Source organism: Pseudomonas sp. NBRC 111132, from assembly GCF_001320565.1.
Classification (GTDB): Bacteria; Pseudomonadota; Gammaproteobacteria; order Pseudomonadales; family Pseudomonadaceae; genus Aquipseudomonas; species Aquipseudomonas putida_P.
Map to the genome: position 1 here is coordinate 72,236 of NZ_BCBI01000012.1, position 18,338 is coordinate 90,573.

An 18,338-nucleotide genomic window follows, 5' to 3' on the forward strand; every position below is an offset into this window, starting at 1 on the left:
GCGCTAATGGCACAGTGCTGTCGCATATGGGGCGGGTGCAGGTCGCAGCTGGATCAGGTCGACCTGTGTTGCAGGAAGATGATGCAATCTCCAAGACCTGACGAGGGGATGCTTTGATGGCGACTTTGAAAAAAATGCGACGTTTCCTGGGTGTGGGCACCGCCCTGGTAATGGCCATGAGCGCTGCACAGGCAATGGCTAAAGAAGTAAGCATAGGTTACGTGGATGGTTGGGCCGACAGCGTGGCGACCACCAACGTGGCCGCCGAAGTGATCAAGCAAAAGCTCGGCTACGACGTGAAGTTGCAGGCCGTGGCCACGGGGATCATGTGGCAGGGCGTGGCAACCGGTAAACTCGATGCCATGTTGTCGGCCTGGCTGCCGGTGACCCATGGCGAGTACTGGACCAAGAACAAGGACAACGTGGTCGACTACGGCCCGAACTTCAAGGATGCCAAGATCGGCCTGATCGTCCCCGAGTACGTCAAGGCGGTGAGCATCGCCGACCTCAAGACCGATAGCAGCTTCAAGCAGAAGATCGTCGGCATTGACGCAGGCTCCGGTGTGATGCTGAAAACCGACCAGGCGATCAAGGACTACGACCTGACCGGCTACAAGCTGCAGGCCAGCTCGGGCGCCGCGATGACTGCGGAACTGGGCCGTGCCTACGCCAAGCAGCAGTCGATTGCGGTGACCGGTTGGGTTCCGCACTGGATGTTCGCCAAGTGGAAGCTGAAGTTCCTCGAAGACCCGAAAGGTGTGTATGGCGCGGCGGAAACCGTGAACAGCATCGGCAGCAAGGAACTGGCGACCAAGGCTCCGGAAGTGGCGGAGTTCCTGAAGAAGTTCAACTGGCAGTCCAAGGACGAGATTGGCGAGGTGATGCTGGCGATTCAGGAAGGTGCCAAGCCTGAAGCCGCGGCCAAGGATTGGGTGGCCAAGCACCCTGATCGTGTGAAGGAGTGGACTGGCAAGTAACAACCCGTTACTGCCAATTTTGCTTCTTCGCGGGTAAACCCGCTCCACAGGTACTGCGCAGGTTTCAACGCCTGTGTGATCCCTGTGGGAGCGGGTTTACCCGCGAAAGGGCCGCCACTTTGTTACGCAATCGGTAAAACACCGTTGCATCTAAGACTAAGGTCGTCTGGTTGGCGTTCAACAGCCGCATAAAGTAAGGGCGTGGGTTCCATCCCCTATCTGTGCTGCTAGGACAAAAACAATGAACGACAGCATTTACCTCTCGATACAAAACAGCCCCCGTTTCAAGGAGCTGGTTACCAAACGCGAACGGTTCGCCTGGGTGCTCTCGGCGATCATGCTCGGCCTGTACTGCGCCTTCATCCTCCTGATCGCCTACGGTCCTCACATACTGGGCGCCAAGCTCAGCCCTGAGTCGTCGATTACCTGGGGCATTCCCCTGGGCGTCGGCCTGATCGTTTCGGCATTCGTCCTGACCGCCATCTACGTACGCCGCGCCAACGGCGAATTCGATGAGCTGAACAAGGAAATCCTGAAGGAGGCGCAACAATGATTCGCCACGCCAAAGCCCTGGCCGTACTGGCCTGCGGAGCCTTCGCACCCGCCGTGTGGGCCGCCGATGCCCTGACCGGCGAGGTGCAGAAACAACCGCTGAACGTTTCCGCCATCGCCATGTTCGTGGCCTTCGTAGCCTTTACCCTCGGCATCACTTACTGGGCCTCCAAACGCAACAAGTCGGCAGCGGACTACTACGCGGCCGGCGGCAAGATCACCGGCTTCCAGAACGGCCTGGCGATTGCTGGCGACTACATGTCGGCGGCCTCGTTCCTGGGTATTTCCGCGTTGGTGTTCACCTCTGGCTACGACGGCCTGATCTACTCGATCGGTTTCCTGGTCGGCTGGCCAATCATCCTCTTCCTGATTGCCGAACGCCTGCGCAACCTGGGCAAGTACACCTTTGCCGACGTGGCCTCGTACCGCCTCGGGCAGAAGGAAATCCGCACCCTGTCGGCCTCCGGTTCGCTGGTGGTGGTGGCCTTCTACCTGATCGCGCAAATGGTGGGTGCCGGCAAGCTGATCGAGCTGCTGTTCGGCCTGGACTACCACGTGGCGGTCATCCTGGTCGGTATCCTGATGTGCCTGTACGTGCTGTTCGGCGGCATGCTGGCCACCACCTGGGTACAGATCATCAAGGCTGTGCTGTTGCTGTCCGGTGCCAGCTTCATGGCGCTGATGGTGATGAAGCACGTGGGCTTTGACTTCAACACGCTGTTCTCCGAAGCCATCAAGGTGCATGCCAAGGGCGAGGCGATCATGAGCCCCGGCGGCCTGGTCAAAGACCCGATCTCGGCGTTCTCGCTGGGCCTGGCTCTGATGTTCGGTACCGCTGGCCTGCCGCATATCCTGATGCGCTTCTTCACCGTCAGCGATGCCAAGGAAGCGCGCAAGAGCGTGCTGTACGCCACCGGCTTCATCGGCTACTTCTACATCCTCACCTTCATCATCGGCTTTGGCGCGATCCTGCTGGTCAGCACCAACCCGGACTTCAAAGACGCTGCCGGCGCACTGTTGGGTGGCAACAACATGGCAGCGGTGCACCTGGCCAATGCGGTAGGTGGCAGCGTGTTCCTCGGCTTCATCTCGGCGGTGGCTTTCGCCACCATCCTGGCGGTGGTTGCCGGCCTGACCCTGGCCGGTGCCTCGGCGGTGTCCCATGACCTGTACGCCAGCGTCTGGCGCAAGGGCAAGGCCAACGACAAGGACGAGATCCGCGTGTCGAAGATCACCACCGTCGCGCTGGGCGTGCTGGCGATCGGCCTGGGCATCCTGTTCGAGAAGCAGAACATCGCCTTCATGGTAGGCCTGGCCTTCTCCATCGCCGCCAGCTGCAACTTCCCGGTACTGTTGCTTTCGATGTACTGGAAGAAACTGACCACCCGCGGCGCCATGATCGGCGGCTGGCTGGGCCTGGTGAGTGCGGTGACGCTGATGATCCTCGGCCCGACCATCTGGGTGCAGATCCTTGGCCACGAGAAGCCAATCTACCCGTACGAGTACCCGGCGCTGTTCTCGATGGCCATTGCCTTCGTCAGCATCTGGTTCTTCTCGGTCACCGACAAGTCCAAGGCTGCTGATGACGAGCGTGCGCTGTTCTACCCGCAGTTCGTGCGTTCGCAGACGGGCCTGGGTGCCAGTGGGGCGGTGTCCCACTAAAAAAACGCTTCTTGCTTGAACACAACGCCCCGTCAATCGGGGCGTTGTCGTTTTGGTCCTGCGCCAGGTGTGGCGTCAAATCATGCCAAGCAACAACAACACCAGCAGAATCACCAGCACCACACCAACGATGCCCGACGGGCCATAACCCCAACTGCGCGAGTGCGGGAAGACCGGTAAGCCACCAATCAGCAGGAGGATCAGGATGATGATCAGAATCGTGGTCATGACAGAATCCTTGCGTGTTTGAGGGTCAAGGGCCTCGGACTGCTGGCCTCTTGTATGTTCGGACCGGTGCCGCTTGTGAAAGATTCCATCTGTGTGCTGCCTGCACTGGCCCTGTCGCTGGCTGGGCCGGGACTGACCGCATGGTCATGCCCGGCCATTCACTACCCTGATGAACCCTGCCTGCCTACTCGGCCTTGATTAGACTCGTGGCACAACCACTTGAAACAAGGCCAGCCACCATGCAAAACCGCATCATGATCACCGGCGCCGGGTCCGGCCTCGGTCGCGAGATCGCCCTGCGCTGGGCGCGCGAGGGCTGGCGCCTGGCGCTGGCCGATGTCAACGAAAGCGGCTTGCGCGAAACCCTGGAGCGGGTGCGCGAAGCCGGCGGCGAAGGGTTTGTCCAGCGTTGCGACGTACGCGACTACAGCCAGCTCACCGCATTGGCCCAGGCCTGCACCGAGCAGTTCGGCGGCATCGACGTGATCGTCAACAACGCCGGGGTCGCTTCGGGCGGGTTCTTCGCCGAGCTGTCTCTTGAGGACTGGGACTGGCAGATCGCGGTCAACCTGATGGGCGTGGTCAAGGGCTGCAAGGCGTTCCTGCCGCTGCTGGAGCGCAGCAAGGGGCGCATCATCAACGTTGCCTCGATGGCCGCGTTGATGCAGGGCCCGGGCATGAGCAACTACAACGTAGCCAAGGCCGGCGTGCTGGCACTCTCAGAGAGCCTGCTGGTGGAGCTGCGCCAGCTGGAAGTGGCCGTGCATGTGGTGTGCCCGTCGTTCTTCCAGACCAACCTGCTGGACTCGTTCCGTGGGCCGAACCCGGCGATGAAGGCGCAGGTTGGCAAGCTGTTGGAAGGCTCGCCGATCAGCGCGGCGGACATTGCCGATTACATCCATCAGCAGGTCGCCGCGGGTGAGTTTCTGATACTGCCCCACGAAGCAGGGCGCCAAGCCTGGCAATTGAAGCGCCAGGCCCCCGAGCGGCTGTATGACGAGATGGCGGAAATGGCGGTGAAAATGCGCACCAAGGCCCAGGCGCGATGAATAATCTGTAGGAGATTTTACCTGGCGGAGTAGGGTTCTTCTGATTCACTGCAGAACTATTGAGTAGGGGAATGCCGACACGGCAGGCTCCGGTTTTCCCTTTCGGTGGAGGACCGGACCATGCTGGTAATAGGACGCGAAGTGGGTGAGACCATCGTGATTGGCGATGATATTCGCATCAGGGTGGTGGAAACCCGTGAGGGGGTGGTGCGCTTTGGCGTGGATGCGCCGCGCGAGGTCCCGGTGCATCGGGCCGAGGTATACAAGCGCATCCAGGAGGCCAAACAAGGCAAGAGCTGCTAGTCAAGCAGCTCACGGGGCACATCGTGCTTGGCCAGCAACTGGCACTGCTGGCTTTCCGGGTCGAACAGGATGAACGCCTGGCCTTTGGCCAGGGCCTGGCGCACCCGCAGCACACGGGTTTCCAGCGGGGTGTCGTCGCCGTTGTCGGTGCCGTCGCGGGTGACGAAGTCCTCGATCAGGCGGGTCAGGGTTTCGGCTTGCAGTTGCTCGTAGGGGATCAGCATGGTGGGTGGTGTCTGAAGTAGGTGTGGCCATGCTACGCGAAACATTCGAGTTTTGGGGCTGCATAACAGCCCCAGGGCCTTCAGCCTTTATTGCCAACCAGGCTATCCACCGTCGGCACCCGCGTATCGCTCTCCATCTGCGCATCATGCTCCAGCTGATGGCTGAAGCGTTCAAGCGACGCATTGGCCGGTTGCGAATCGCTGGCGAACACCGGTGGGCTCAACAGGTACGCCGACAACAACCGGCTCAGCGCTGCCAGGCTGTCGATATGGGTACGCTCGTACCCATGGGTGGCATCGCAGCCAAACGCCACCAGCGCAGTGCGAATATCGTGCCCCGCCGTCACGGCCGAATGGGCGTCGCTGAAGTAATAGCGGAACAGGTCACGCCGCACGGGCAAGTCGTGGTCGCCGGCCAGTTTCAGCAGGTGCCGGGACAGGTGGTAGTCGTAAGGCCCCGACGAGTCCTGCATGGCCACGCTCACGGCATGCTCGCTGGACGCCTGCCCGGGCGCCACCGGGGCGATGTCGATGCCGACGAACTCGCTGACGTCCCAAGGCAGGGCACCGGCTGCCCCTGAGCCGGTTTCTTCGGTGATGGTGAACAGCGGGTGGCAATCGATCAAAGGTTGCCGGCCGCTTTCCACCACGGCCTTCAATGCTGCCAGCAATGCGGCTACGCCAGCCTTGTCGTCCAGATGGCGGGCGCTGATGTGGCCGCTTTCGGTGAACTCGGGCAAAGGGTCGAAGGCCACGAAGTCACCGATGCTCACGCCCAGTGCCTCGCAGTCGGCGCGGGTGGCGCAGTAGGCGTCCAGGCGTACTTCCACATGATCCCAGCTGATAGGCATCTGGTCGATGGCGGTGTTGAAGGCATGCCCGCTGGCCATCAGCGGCAGAACGCTGCCGCGGAACACCCCGGTATCGGTGAACACGCTGACGCGACTGCCTTCGGCGAAGCGGCTGGACCAGCAACCCACTGGCGCCAGGGCCAGGCGGCCGTTGTCCTGCAGCTGGCGCACACTGGCGCCGATGGTGTCGAGGTGGGCGGACACGGCCCGGTCGGGTGAAGTTTGCCGGCCCTTGAGGGTGGCGCGGATGGTGCCACGGCGGGTCAGCTCGAAGGGGATGCCCAGTTCGTCCAGGCGTTCGGCAACGTAGCGCACGATGGTATCGGTGAACCCGGTGGGGCTGGGGATGGCGAGCATTTCCAGGAGCACACGTTTGAGGTAGTCGAGATCGGGTTCGGGGAGTCGTTCGGACATGTCCAGGCCTCCGGTCGGGTTGATATTCCAGGCTGTGGCGCGGTCTTTGTAGGAGCGGCCTTGTGTCGCGAAAGGGGTGCGAAGCGCCCCCAGGATTTCAGCTTCGCTGCTTAGATTGCTGGGGCCGCTTTGCGGCCCTTTCGCGACACAAGGCCGCTCCTACAAAAAGCCGAGCAGTTGTCAGGCCAAAGGTCGGCTATGCGGAAACAGCAAGTCGATAAAGCGCTCGGCCGTTGGCTGCGGTTCATGGTTGGCCAGGCCGGCACGTTCGTTGGCCTCGATGATCACGTACTCCGGCTGCCCGGCGTCACGCACCATGAAGTCCAGCCCCACCACCGGAATTTCCAGCGCCCGAGCAGCGCGCACAGCAGCGTCGGCCAGTACCGGGTGCAGGCGCTCGGTGACGTCTTCCAGGGTGCCGCCGGTGTGCAGATTGGCGGTGCGCCGCACGGCCAGACGCTGGCCGGCAGGCAGCACGTCGTCATAGCCCAAGCCTGCCGCGCGCAAGGTGCGCTCGGTTTCGTCGTCCAGCGGGATGCGGCTTTCGCCACTGGTGGCGGCCTGGCGCCGGCGGCTCTGGGCCTCGATCAACTGGCGCACACTGTGCTTGCCATCGCCCAGCACCTGCGCCGGGTGACGGATGGCGGCGGCCACCACTTCGTAGCCGATCACCACGATGCGCAGGTCGAAGCCGGCATGGAAGCTTTCCAGCAACACGCGGCTGTCGAACTGGCGGGCGTGCGCCACGGCGCGGGTGATGTCGTCGATGCAGGTCAGGTTCACCGCCACGCCCTGGCCTTGCTCACCGTCGACCGGCTTGACCACGACTGCGCCATGCTCGTCGAGAAACGCCAGGTTGTCGTCGGCATTGCCCGCCAGTTGCTGCGCCGGCACCTGCAGCCCAGCGTTGTGCAGGGCGTGCTGGGTCAGGCGCTTGTCTTGGCACAGGGTCATGGTCACGGCACTGGTCAGGTCGCTGAGCGATTCACGGCAGCGAATGCGCCGCCCACCCAGGCTCAGCGTGAACAGGCCGCCAGCGGCGTCATCCACCTGTACTTCGATGCCCCGGCGCAACGCCTCGTCGACGATGATGCGGGCATAGGGGTTAAGGTCGGCTTGCGGCCCGGGCCCGAGGAACAACTGCTCGTTGATGCCATTTTTGCGCTTGACCGCAAAGGTGGGCAGGTTGCGAAAGCCCAGCTTCTGGTACAGGCGCTTGGCCTGGCGGTTGTCGTGCAGCACCGACAGGTCGAGGTAGGCCAGGCCCCGGCTCATGAAGTGCTCGATCAGGTGGCGCACCAGCACCTCACCCACGCCTGGGCGGGTGCAGTGCGGGTCCACGGCCAGGCACCACAGGCTGCTGCCATGCTCAGGGTCATCGAACGCCTTGGCGTGGTTCAGGCCCATGACGCTGCCGATCACAGCGCCGCTGTCTTCGTCTTCGGCCAGCCAGTACACCGGGCCGCCCAGGTGCCGAGGGGTCAGTAGTTCGGCGTCCACCGGCAGCATGCTGCGTGCCTGGTACAGGGTGTTGATCGCCTGCCAGTCGGCGGGGTTCTGCGCCCGGCGCACGCGGAAGCCGCGGAACACCCGCTGCGCCGGGCGGTAGTCGGTGAACCACAGGCGCAAGGTGTCGGACGGGTCCAGGAACAACTGCTGCGGGGCCTGGGCCAGCAATTGCTGGGGCGCGGCCACGTACAGGGCGATATCGCGCTCGCCGGGGCATTCGTCGAGCAAGTCCTCGGCCAGCGAAACCGGGTCGGGGTAGGTGTGGCCGATCAGCAGCCGGCCCCAGCCGCAGTGCACGGCTCGCGGCTGGTCGTGGGGCTGGCTGCCGTCGCCGGCCAGGCGCGCCTGCAGGCGCTCATAGGACGGCGCCTGGCCGCGCAGCAGGCGCTGCCCGTAAGCGATTTCATGGGCTTTCATCGGTCAGATTCCTTGTTCGCTCAGCCACAGGTTCAGCGCCGCCAGCTGCCACAGCTTGGAGCCGCGCAGCGGCGTCAGCTGGCCATGCGGGTTGCTCAGCAGGCGGTCGAGCATGGCTGGGTTGAACAGCCCACGGTCCTGGCTGGGGTCGGTCAGCAGCTCACGCACCCAGCCCAGGGTGGCGCCTTCCAGGTGTTTCAGGCCCGGCACCGGGAAGTAGCCCTTTTTGCGGTCGATTACCTCGTGCGGGATCACCCGCCGTGCTGCCTGCTTGAGCACCTGCTTGCCGCCGTCGGGCAGCTTGAAGCGCGCCGGGATGCGTGCCGACAGTTCCACCAGGCGGTAGTCGAGGAATGGCGTGCGTGCTTCGAGGCCCCAGGCCATGGTCATGTTGTCCACCCGTTTGACCGGGTCGTCGACCAGCATCACCGTGCTATCCAGGCGCAGGGCCTTGTCCACCGCGTCCCGTGCGCCGGGGCGGGCGAAGTGCTCGCGCACGAAGTCACCGGCGGCGTCGGTTTCCAACAGCCAAGGGGCCTGTACGGTATCGCGGTACTCGGCATGGCTGCGGTCGAAGAAGGCGTCGCGGTAGGCAGCAAAGGCATCGTCGGCGCCGGCCACCTGCGGGTACCAGTGGTAACCGGCGAACAGTTCGTCCGCGCCCTGGCCGCTCTGCACGCCTTTGCAGTGCTTGGCCACTTCCCGCGACAGCAGGTAGAAGGCGATGCAGTCGTGGCTGACCATCGGCTCGCTCATGGCGCGGAACGCGGCCGGCAACTGGTCGATGATTTCGTGTTCGGCAATGCGCAGTTGGTGATGGCGGGTGCCGTAGTGCTTGGCGATCAGGTCGGAATACTGGAACTCGTCGCCGCGCTCGCCGCCGGCGTCCTCGAAGCCGATGGAGAAGGTCGACAGGTCGTCCACGCCCACTTCGCGCAACAGGCCCACCAGCAGGCTGGAATCGACCCCGCCGGACAGCAACACACCCACGTCGACGGCAGCCCGTTGGCGAATGGCCACGGCGTCACGGGTGGCGTCGAGCACGCGGGTGGTCCAGCCTTCCAGGTCGAGATCGCGCTCGTCCGGGTTGGCGCCGTATTGCAGTTGCCACCAGGTCTGGCGCTCTACTTCGCCATGCCGGTCAATGCGCATCCAGGTGCCGGGTTCCAGCTTTTGCACGTTGGCCAGCAGGGTGCGCGGTGCTGGCACCACGGCGTGGAAGTTCAGGTAGTGGTTGAGCGCCACCGGGTCGAGCATCGGGTCGATGTCGCCGCCCTTGAGCAGCGCCGGCAGGGTAGAGGCAAAGCGCAGGCGCTCGCCGTTGCGCGACAGGTACAAGGGCTTCACGCCGAGGCGGTCGCGGGCCAGGAACAGGCGCTGGTTATCGCGCTCCCAGATGGCCAGGGCAAACATGCCGTTGAGCTTGGGCAGCAGTGCCGCGCCCCAGGCGTGGTAGCCCTTGAGCAGCACCTCGGTATCGCCGTCGGACCAGAAGCTGTAGCCCAGGTCTTGCAGTTCCTGGCGCAGTTCGGGGAAGTTGTAGATGGCACCGTTGAAAGCCAGTGACAGGCCCAGGGTGTTGTCGACCATCGGCTGCGCCGAGCCATCGGACAAGTCCATGATTTTCAGGCGCCGGTGGCCAAGGGCAATCGGGCCTTGGCTATGGAAGCCCCACGCATCCGGGCCGCGTGGCGCCAGGTGATGGGTGATGCGCTCTACCGCAGCCAGGTCGGCTGGGCGAGGGGCTTGGTCGATAGGGGTGAAACGCAACTCTCCTGCTAATCCGCACATAAGTCCTTACCGGTTTTTCCGTTGGGGAGGTGGTGCCCCGGATTAGGGCACCTTCAGGAACTGACCTGTGTGCTTTGCGAGAGTTTTAGAACAATCTGTTATATGAGGTTGAGTCCTGGGGGGCACTACGCCCCGAGAGCTATCACTTGCCCCGAATCAGCCTACGCAAGGCGAACCGGTTCGGATGACAAGCTTCTGCCACCGCGCGGGGCAACGGCAACGGTTCCCCGCACACCCAGGCCGCCACCAGCTCGCCACTCAACGGCGCTGTGATCAACCCGCGCGAGCCATGCCCACTGTTCACGTACAACCCGCCCAGCCATGGGCAGGCCACATCCGGCACCTGCCGCGCATCCCGGCCCAGCACCGCATAGGCCTCGGCAAACGCCTGGCTGTCGGCCAGCGGCCCGACGATTGGCAGGTAATCCGGGCTGGTGCAACGGAACGCTGCACGCCCCTGCAGTTGTTCAGCGTCCAGTTCAGCCACGCCCAGCCGCTGCGCCAGGTCGACGGAAATCTCGTCCAGCAGCGCCAGGTTGCCCTGGTGTTCGGCCACCGTCGGCGCAAGGTCTTCGCTGTGGAAATCAAAACTCGCGCCCAGGGTATGTTCATCCCCGCGCGGTGGTGCCACATAGCCTTCCGCGCACACTACGGTACGCAGCGCCCGGCTGCTGGCGGTGGCCGGCAAGCGGGTGATCTGCCCACGGATGCGCTTGAGCGGCAACTGCGCGCAAGGCTCGAAACGGCGCACATCGGCAGCGCCGGCCAGGACCACCACCGGTGCGCTGGCCAGCAGGCGATCGCCAGCCCAGGCTTGCCATTGTTGACCAATGCTGCGCAGCTCGATGACGTCCTGGTGGGTCAGCAGGCGAATACCTGGGTGCTGCAACTGCTGCTGGCACAGCGCCGGCGGGTGCACCCAACCCCCTTCGGGGTAGAACAACCCACCGGCTGGCAAGGCCACCCCGGCGATGGCTTCGGCCTCGGCGCGCTCCAGCGCGTGCAGCAAGTCGTGGTCGAAGGCGGCGGCCAGTTTGCCCTGGCGTTCGGCCTCCTTGGCGTCGAAGGCCAACTGCAGCACGCCGCAGGCATCCCAGTCCTGGCCACGTTGCAAGCGCTGGAGCTGGCGCCGTGTGTAGCCGAACCCGGACAGAATCATCTGCGACAGCGCGGTGCCATGGGCAGACAGCTTGAGGTACAGCACCCCTTGCGGGTTACCCGAAGCTTCCTGGGCCGGAGCTTCGTGGCGCTCCAGCACGGTGACCTGCCAGCCACGCCGGGCCAGGCTGGCAGCGGTGGTGCTGCCGGCGAGCCCGGCACCGATCACCAGCGCTTCGCGCGGCCCTTGTGCAACCGCTGGGCGTGCGTACCAGGGGGCTTTGGGACCGGGGACGGGGCCGACGTAGGCGCCGCTCATCACCTCCCACTTCTTGCCGATGCCTGGCACCTTCTTCATGGCGAAGCCAGCTTCGACCAGGCTGCGGCGTACCCACCCGGTGGTGGTGAACGTGCCCAGCACAGTGCCCGGGTGCGATAGCCGCGCCAGCTGCGCGAACAGCTCTGGGGTCCACATGTCGGGGTTCTTGGCGGGGGCGAAGCCATCGAGGAACCACACATCGATCTGTGCATCGAGTTGCGGCAGCTGTTCCAGCACATCGCCGATCAACAGCGTGAGGGTGACCCGGCCATTGGCGAAGGTGAACTGCTGAAAACCTGGGTGTACCGCCACGTATTGCTCCAGCAGCGGCTCGGTATAGGCAGCTAGCTCAGGCCACAGACTTACGGCGCGGGCCATGTCAGCGTGGCCAAGGGGGTACTTTTCGACGCTGACGAAGTGCAGGCGCGCGTCGCGGTGAGCGTGCTGGTCGAACAGCTGCCAGGCGCAGAAAAAATTCATCCCGGTGCCAAAACCGGTTTCGCCGATCACCCCGCAGGTATGCGGCGCCAGGTTGGCAAAGCGCTCGGCCAGGCGGGTCTGGCCGAGGAACACGTGCTTGGTTTCTTCAATGCCTTCGTTGACCGCGAAATAGACGTCGTCGTATTGCCGCGAGTGGGGGCGGCCCTGGTCATCCCAGTCGATCTGGGCGTGCTGGAGGAGGGTGGACATGGTTGGCTCGGTTGCAGCGGATGGCGAGATTTTATGTCATCCGGGTCAGCTGTGGGAGCGCGTTCATTCTCGAACAGGCCAGTACAGGCAGAAATGAAATCCGCTAGTCTTGGTTATCCATTGAAGGAGCCAGTGCATGTTCGAATCTGCCGAAATCGGCCACAGCATCGACAAGGAGGCTTACGACGCCGAGGTGCCCGCTTTGCGCGAGGCCCTGCTCGAAGCCCAGTACGAACTCAAGCAGCAGGCGCGTTTCCCGGTGATCGTGCTGATCAACGGCATCGAAGGCGCCGGCAAGGGTGAGACGGTAAAACTGCTCAACGAGTGGATGGACCCGCGCATGATCGATGTGCTCACGTTCGACCAGCAGACCGACGAGGAACTGGCCCGGCCACCCGCCTGGCGTTACTGGCGGGCCTTGCCACCGAAGGGGCGGATGGGCGTGTTCTTCGGCAACTGGTACAGCCAGATGCTGCAGGGGCGGGTGCATGGGGTGTTCAAGGACGCCGTGCTCGATCAGGCCATCATGGGCGCCGAGCGCCTGGAGCAGATGCTGTGTGACGAAGGTGCGCTGATCATCAAGTTCTGGTTCCACCTGTCCAAGAAGCAGATGAAGGCACGGCTGAAATCGCTCAAGGACGACCCGCTGCACAGCTGGAAGATCAGCCCGCTGGACTGGCAGCAGTCAGAAACCTACGACCGGTTCGTGCGCTTTGGCGAGCGCGTGCTGCGCCGCACCAGCCGCGACTATGCCCCGTGGCATATCGTCGAAGGGGTCGACCCGAATTATCGCAGCCTGGCGGTGGGGCGCATCCTGCTGGAAAGCCTGCAAGCCGCCCTGGCCAACAACCCCAAGGGCAAGCACCAGGGCAACGTGGCCCCGCTTGGCCGCAGCATCGACGACCGCAGCCTGCTTGGCGCCCTGGACATGACCTTGCGCCTGGACAAGGCCGACTACCAGGAACAGCTGGTCACCGAACAGGCCCGCCTGGCAGGCCTGCTGCGTGACAAGCATATGCGCCGGCACGCGCTGGTGGCGGTGTTCGAAGGCAACGACGCCGCCGGCAAGGGCGGTGCCATCCGCCGCGTGGCGGCTGCGTTGGACCCGCGCCAGTACCGCATCGTGCCGATTGCCGCACCCACCGAAGAAGAGCGCGCCCAGCCGTACCTTTGGCGGTTCTGGCGGCATATACCGGCGCGTGGCAAGTTCACCATCTTCGACCGTTCCTGGTATGGCCGGGTGCTGGTGGAGCGGGTGGAAGGCTTTTGCAGCCCGGCCGACTGGATGCGCGCGTACAGCGAGATCAACGACTTTGAAGAGCAGTTGGTGAACGCCGGCGTGGTGGTGGTCAAGTTCTGGCTGGCGATTGACCAGCAAACCCAGCTGGAGCGCTTCGAAGAGCGCGAGCAGATCCCATTCAAACGCTACAAGATCACCGAGGAGGACTGGCGCAACCGTGACAAGTGGGGCGAGTACACCCAGGCAGTGGGCGACATGGTCGACCGCACCAGCAGCGAGATTGCACCGTGGACGCTGGTGGAGGCCAATGACAAGCGCTGGGCGCGGGTGAAGGTGTTGCGCACCATCAACCAGGCGCTGGAAGCGGCGTTTGCCAAGGACAAGAAATAATCGAAGATCCTGGTTGCCTGTTCTGGCCTCTTCGCGTTTTTACCCGCGAAGAGGCCAGAACAGGCATCACATTTGCCAAGCCATGCCGCCGAAGAATGACCTGATGAATTCTTTTCTCGGCACGCTTTCCCGCCACGGCCCTCCAAGTCCGTAGAATCCAATCACCCCCACCACGGGTTTGATCGAGGATTTTATGCACACCACTTCCGGCCGCTGGGGCTATGGGCTGTTCCTGGCGCTTCTGACGGCGCTGCTCTGGGGTATCTTGCCGATCAAGCTCAAGCAGGTGCTGCAAGTGGTCGACCCGATCACCGTCACCTGGTATCGCTTGTCGGTCTCCGGCGGCCTGCTGTTCGCCTGGCTGGCGGCTCAGCGGCGCTTGCCGTCCGTGCGCAAACTTACGCCCAAGGGCAAAGGCCTGGTGGTGCTGGCCGTGCTTGGCTTGATGGGTAACTACGTGCTGTACCTGATCGGTCTCAAGCTGCTCAGCCCCGGCACCGCGCAACTGGTGGTGCAAATCGGCCCGGTGCTGTTACTGGTGGCCAGCGTATTCGTGTTCCGCGAGCGCTTCAGCCTGGGGCAGGGCGTGGGCCTGCTGATTCTGCTGGCGGGTTTTGGGCTGTTTTTCAACCAGCGCCTGGAAGAACTGCTGACGTCGCTGGGCACCTACACCACCGGGGTGCTGACTATCCTGCTGGCCACCAGCATCTGGGTGTTCTACGCCCTGAGCCAGAAGCAATTGCTGACCGTATGGCATTCGCAACAGGTAATGATGGTGATCTACCTCAGTTGCGCCGCGCTGCTCACGCCTTGGGTGCACCCGCTGGAAGCGCTGCAACTGACCCCAGTGCAAGGTTGGCTGCTGCTGGCCTGTTGCCTGAATACCCTGGTGGCCTATGGCGCGTTTGCCGAAGCGCTGGCGCACTGGGAGGCGTCGCGAGTGAGTGCCACCCTGGCGCTGACGCCGCTGGTGACCTTTGTCGCGGTGGCGCTGGCGGCGGTGATTTGGCCAGCGTACGTACATGCCGAGGACATCAATGCCCTGGGCTATGTGGGAGCGGTAACCGTGGTGTTCGGCTCGGCGGTGGTGGCGCTGGGGCCATCGCTGGTTGCCGGGTGGCGGGCCCGCAAAGCGCGATTGGCCCAGGTTCATTAAGCCTACGCGTTCCCACAATGCCCGGGTAATGAGTGGCTGGCCGATTTAGCCATGCCCCCCTGGGGCCAGCATGTTCTCTGGCCGCACCCACTGGTCGAACTGCTCATTGGTCAGATACTTCAACTCCAAAGCCGCCTCCCTCAAGGTCTTGCCTTCGCTGTAAGCCTTCTTGGCAATTTCCGCCGCCTTGTCATAGCCAATGTGCGGGTTGAGCGCGGTCACCAGCATCAACCCGCGTTCCAGGTGCGCAGCCATCTGCTGGGCATCCGGTTCGATACCCGCCACGCAATGCAGCTGGAAATTGCGGCAACCATCGGCCAGCAATTCGACCGATTGCAGCAGGTTATGAATGATTACCGGCTTGAACACGTTCAACTGCAAATGCCCCTGGCTGGCGGCAAAACCAATCGCCGCGTCATTGCCCAGCACCTGGCAGGCCAGCATCGACAGTGCCTCGCACTGGGTCGGGTTGACCTTGCCCGGCATGATCGAACTGCCCGGCTCGTTGGCCGGCAGGCGCACCTCGGCCAGCCCCGCGCGCGGGCCAGAGCCCAGCAGGCGCAGGTCGTTGGCGATTTTCATCAGGGCTACAGCCAGGGTCTTCAGGGCCCCGGCCAGGCTGGTCAGCGGTTCGTGGCCAGCGAGGGCGGCAAACTTGTTGGGCGCGGTGACGAATGGCAGCCCGGACTCCGCCGCCAACTCGGCAGCGATGGCTTCGGCAAAACCATGCGGGGCGTTGAGCCCGGTACCCACGGCGGTACCGCCCTGGGCCAGTTCACACACCGCCGGCAGGGTGGCGCGGATGGCGCGCTGGGCGTAGTCGAGTTGCGCGACGAAGGCCGAAACCTCCTGGCCGAAGGTGATCGGTGTGGCGTCCATCATGTGCGTGCGGCCGGTTTTCACCAGCTTGTGGTGGCGCGCCGACAACTCGGCCAGCCCTGACGACAACTCGGCGATCGCTGGCAGCAGCTGTTCATGCACTGCCTGCGCAGCAGCAATGTGCATGGCCGTGGGGAAGCAGTCGTTGGAGCTTTGCGAGCGGTTGACGTGGTCGTTGGGGTGTACTGGCGCCTTGCCGCCACGGCCTTTGCCGGCCAGCTCGTTGGCGCGCCCGGCAATAACCTCGTTGACGTTCATGTTGCTCTGGGTGCCGCTGCCCGTTTGCCAGACGACGAGCGGGAACTGGTCATCGTGCTTGCCATCCAGCACTTCATCGGCGGCCTGTTCGATCAACCGGGCGATGTCGGCCGGCAAGTCGCCATTGCGGTCGTTGACGCGCGCCGCGGCCTTCTTGATCAGTGCCAGGGCGTGCAGCACCGCGAGGGGCATGCGTTCCTTGCCAATGGCGAAGTTGATCAGCGAACGCTGGGTCTGCGCACCCCAGTAGGCGTCCTCCGGAACTTCGACCGGGCCCAGGCTGTCTGTCTCGATACGGCTCATTCTGTACTCACTCCTGTGTAGTTCGAAATCGCAGTTTAGGCCCTGATTCGACCGAGCGGTTCCGTCGCTCGTCGTGCCACTTGAGCACATCGCCACCACGGCGCAGAATGCTCTACTCTGAGGTACCCGCCTCCGTCTCTTTGAAGGAAATGCAATGACCCGTCTCCGTGTCCTTTGTGCCGCCGTTGCCCTGGTTTGCGCCAGCGGCCAGGTACTCGCTGCCACCGCCAGCCACAACGCTGCTGCCGAGAAATTCCTGACCCTGGCCAACGCCGACAAGCTGGGCACCCCGGTGTACATGCAAGTACAGCAAATGTTCGCCCAGCGTTTCGCCCAGACCAAGGCCCCGGCCGCCAAGCAGCCGGTACTGGAAAGCTACCAGGCCAAGGCCAACGCGGCACTGGACAACGCCATCGGCTGGAACAAGCTGAAGCCGAAGATGGTCGACCTGTACACCCAGACCTTCACCGAGCAGGAGCTCAAGGACCTGGTCAAGTTCTATGAATCGCCACTGGGCAAGAAAGTGCTGCGTGAAATGCCCAAGGTTACCCAGCAGTCGGCGCAGCTGACCCAACAGAGCCTGGAGCCAGCGGTGCCAGTGGTGAACAAGCTGCTGGAAGACATGACCAAGGAACTGGACCCGAACGCAGGCAAGGCCGCCGCCCCGGCGAAGAAGTGAGTACGCCGCGATGACCATGCAACAGCGTATCGAACAGCAGCTGGCCACGCTGGCGCCGCAACACCTGCAAGTGCTCAACGAAAGCCACATGCACAGTCGTGGTCAGGAGACCCACTACAAAGCAGTGATCGTCAGCGAGCAGTTTGCCGGGTTGAACAGCGTCAAGCGCCACCAGAAGGTCTATGCCACCATGGGTGAGCTGATGGGTGAGATCCACGCCCTGGCTATCCACACCTACACCGCCGAAGAGTGGGCCAAGGTCGGCGTTGCACCGGCCTCGCCGGTGTGTGCGGGCGGCGGGCACTGAAACCTTTTTGTCGTTCTGGTAGAATTCGCAACGCGCCGCTTGTCGGCGCGTTTTTATTTGTCAATCCGGTCCGCCCCTTACGAGGGCAACCACCTGGAGAATCTGCTTCATGTCCCAAGCCATCGTCGTCGCGGCGCTGTACAAGTTCGTCACTCTGGAAGACTACGTCGAGCTGCGCGAGCCGCTGCTGCAAGCCATGCTCGACAACAACGTCAAAGGCACCCTGCTGCTGGCCCACGAGGGCATCAACGGCACCGTGTCGGCCACCCGCGAAGGCATCGACGGCCTGCTGGCCTGGCTGCGCAACGATCCGCGCCTGGTCGATGTCGACCATAAAGAGTCGTACTGCGACGAACAGCCCTTCTACCGCACCAAGGTCAAGCTCAAGAAAGAAATCGTCACCCTCGGCGTGCCGGGCGTAGACCCCAACCAGGCAGTCGGCACCTATGTCGAGCCCAAGGACTGGAACGCCTTGATCAGCGACCCGGAAGTGCTGCTGATCGACACCCGTAACGACTACGAAGTGGCCATCGGTACTTTCAAGGGCGCCATCGACCCGAAGACCGAAACCTTCCGTGAATTCCCGGAGTACATCAAGGCCAACTTCGACCCGAGCAAGCACAAGAAAGTGGCCATGTTCTGCACCGGTGGCATCCGCTGTGAAAAAGCCTCCAGCTACATGCTCGGTGAAGGCTTTGATGCGGTCTATCATCTTAAGGGCGGCATCCTGAAATACTTCGAGGAAGTGCCTCAGGAAGAAAGCCTGTGGGACGGCGACTGCTTCGTCTTCGACAACCGCGTCACGGTGCGCCATGACCTGAGCGAAGGCGAGTACGACCAGTGCCACGCCTGCCGCCACCCGATCAATGCACAGGAGCGTGCGTCCGAGCACTATTCGCCAGGTGTCAGCTGCCCGCATTGCTGGGACACCCTGAGCGAAAAGACCCGGCGCAGTGCCATCGACCGGCAGAAGCAGATCGAGCTGGCCAAGGCCCGCAACCTGCCGCACCCGATCGGTTACAACTACAAAGCCGAGGCCTGA

At 63.4% G+C, this 18,338-nt stretch carries 17 protein-coding genes; 10 read left to right on the forward strand and 7 right to left on the reverse strand.

Features of this window, described 5'->3' with window-relative positions; all coding sequences use genetic code 11:
* Window positions 1-116 precede the first annotated feature (116 nt).
* From APH35_RS08300 to APH35_RS08310, 3 genes are all read left to right on the forward strand, one after another.
* Window positions 117-977: a glycine betaine ABC transporter substrate-binding protein gene (locus APH35_RS08300; protein WP_012271013.1), complete on the forward strand. Its 861-nt coding sequence runs from the start codon at window positions 117-119 to the stop codon at window positions 975-977.
* Window positions 978-1,218: 241 nt separating this feature from the next.
* Window positions 1,219-1,530: a DUF485 domain-containing protein gene (locus APH35_RS08305; protein ID WP_012271014.1), complete on the forward strand. Its 312-nt coding sequence runs from the start codon at window positions 1,219-1,221 to the stop codon at window positions 1,528-1,530.
* A complete protein-coding gene (locus APH35_RS08310) occupies window positions 1,527-3,191 on the forward strand; it encodes a cation acetate symporter (protein WP_012271015.1) in 1,665 nt (554 codons plus the stop codon). Before APH35_RS08305 ends, APH35_RS08310 begins: the two co-directional genes overlap by 4 nt.
* 75 nt (window positions 3,192-3,266) lie before the next feature.
* Here APH35_RS08310 and APH35_RS28175 read toward each other — a convergent pair whose 3' ends face one another.
* Window positions 3,267-3,419 (reverse strand): DUF3309 family protein, encoded by a 153-nt coding sequence (locus tag APH35_RS28175; protein WP_012271016.1) that lies wholly within the window; start codon window positions 3,417-3,419, stop codon window positions 3,267-3,269.
* Window positions 3,420-3,658: 239 nt separating this feature from the next.
* On the opposite strand from APH35_RS28175, the gene APH35_RS08315 reads away from it, so the two are divergent.
* Window positions 3,659-4,468 (forward strand): SDR family oxidoreductase, encoded by an 810-nt coding sequence (locus tag APH35_RS08315; RefSeq protein ID WP_060514536.1) that lies wholly within the window; start codon window positions 3,659-3,661, stop codon window positions 4,466-4,468.
* A gap of 120 nt (window positions 4,469-4,588) precedes the next feature.
* Window positions 4,589-4,771 carry a carbon storage regulator CsrA gene (gene csrA / locus APH35_RS08320; protein ID WP_012271018.1) on the forward strand — a complete coding sequence of 61 codons (183 nt, stop codon included), beginning with the start codon at window positions 4,589-4,591 and terminating at the stop codon, window positions 4,769-4,771.
* On the opposite strand, the gene APH35_RS08325 is transcribed toward csrA, so the two are convergent.
* From APH35_RS08325 to mnmC, 5 genes are all read right to left on the reverse strand, one after another.
* Window positions 4,768-4,995, reverse strand: a complete 228-nt coding sequence (locus APH35_RS08325) for a YheU family protein (protein ID WP_009682864.1) — start codon at window positions 4,993-4,995, stop codon at window positions 4,768-4,770. The two genes, csrA and APH35_RS08325, sit on opposite strands and share 4 nt — an antisense overlap.
* 80 nt (window positions 4,996-5,075) lie before the next feature.
* The gene (locus APH35_RS08330; RefSeq protein WP_012271019.1) at window positions 5,076-6,260 is read right to left on the reverse strand and encodes an osmoprotectant NAGGN system M42 family peptidase; all 1,185 of its coding nucleotides are present in this window, start codon (window positions 6,258-6,260) and stop codon (window positions 5,076-5,078) included.
* A gap of 180 nt (window positions 6,261-6,440) precedes the next feature.
* Window positions 6,441-8,186, reverse strand: coding sequence for an N-acetylglutaminylglutamine synthetase (gene ngg, locus APH35_RS08335; RefSeq protein ID WP_012271020.1), 1,746 nt, complete (start codon window positions 8,184-8,186; stop codon window positions 6,441-6,443).
* A 3-nt stretch (window positions 8,187-8,189) separates the two neighbouring features.
* Window positions 8,190-9,977 carry an N-acetylglutaminylglutamine amidotransferase gene (locus APH35_RS08340; RefSeq protein ID WP_060514537.1) on the reverse strand — a complete coding sequence of 596 codons (1,788 nt, stop codon included), beginning with the start codon at window positions 9,975-9,977 and terminating at the stop codon, window positions 8,190-8,192.
* A gap of 142 nt (window positions 9,978-10,119) precedes the next feature.
* On the reverse strand, window positions 10,120-12,084 hold the full coding sequence (mnmC, locus tag APH35_RS08345; RefSeq protein WP_060492592.1) for a bifunctional tRNA (5-methylaminomethyl-2-thiouridine)(34)-methyltransferase MnmD/FAD-dependent 5-carboxymethylaminomethyl-2-thiouridine(34) oxidoreductase MnmC: 1,965 nt from the start codon (window positions 12,082-12,084) through the stop codon (window positions 10,120-10,122).
* Window positions 12,085-12,220: 136 nt separating this feature from the next.
* Between mnmC and pap the strand changes: the two genes are divergently transcribed.
* The gene (pap, locus tag APH35_RS08350; protein WP_012271023.1) at window positions 12,221-13,714 is read left to right on the forward strand and encodes a polyphosphate:AMP phosphotransferase; all 1,494 of its coding nucleotides are present in this window, start codon (window positions 12,221-12,223) and stop codon (window positions 13,712-13,714) included.
* A gap of 193 nt (window positions 13,715-13,907) precedes the next feature.
* Entirely contained in the window at window positions 13,908-14,870 is a 963-nt protein-coding gene (locus APH35_RS08355; RefSeq protein WP_012271024.1) for a DMT family transporter, read from the forward strand.
* A 45-nt stretch (window positions 14,871-14,915) separates the two neighbouring features.
* Here the strand turns inward: APH35_RS08355 and APH35_RS08360 are convergent, their stop codons facing one another.
* Window positions 14,916-16,310 (reverse strand): class II fumarate hydratase, encoded by a 1,395-nt coding sequence (locus tag APH35_RS08360; RefSeq protein WP_060492591.1) that lies wholly within the window; start codon window positions 16,308-16,310, stop codon window positions 14,916-14,918.
* Between the two features lie 154 nt (window positions 16,311-16,464).
* Between APH35_RS08360 and APH35_RS08365 the strand changes: the two genes are divergently transcribed.
* From APH35_RS08365 to trhO, 3 genes are all read left to right on the forward strand, one after another.
* Window positions 16,465-16,989 (forward strand): DUF2059 domain-containing protein, encoded by a 525-nt coding sequence (locus APH35_RS08365; RefSeq protein WP_003252642.1) that lies wholly within the window; start codon window positions 16,465-16,467, stop codon window positions 16,987-16,989.
* Window positions 16,990-16,999: 10 nt separating this feature from the next.
* A complete protein-coding gene (locus APH35_RS08370; RefSeq protein WP_012271026.1) occupies window positions 17,000-17,296 on the forward strand; it encodes a BolA family protein in 297 nt (98 codons plus the stop codon).
* Between the two features lie 109 nt (window positions 17,297-17,405).
* Complete coding sequence (trhO, locus tag APH35_RS08375; protein ID WP_060514538.1) at window positions 17,406-18,338, forward strand: oxygen-dependent tRNA uridine(34) hydroxylase TrhO; 933 nt, start codon at window positions 17,406-17,408, stop codon at window positions 18,336-18,338.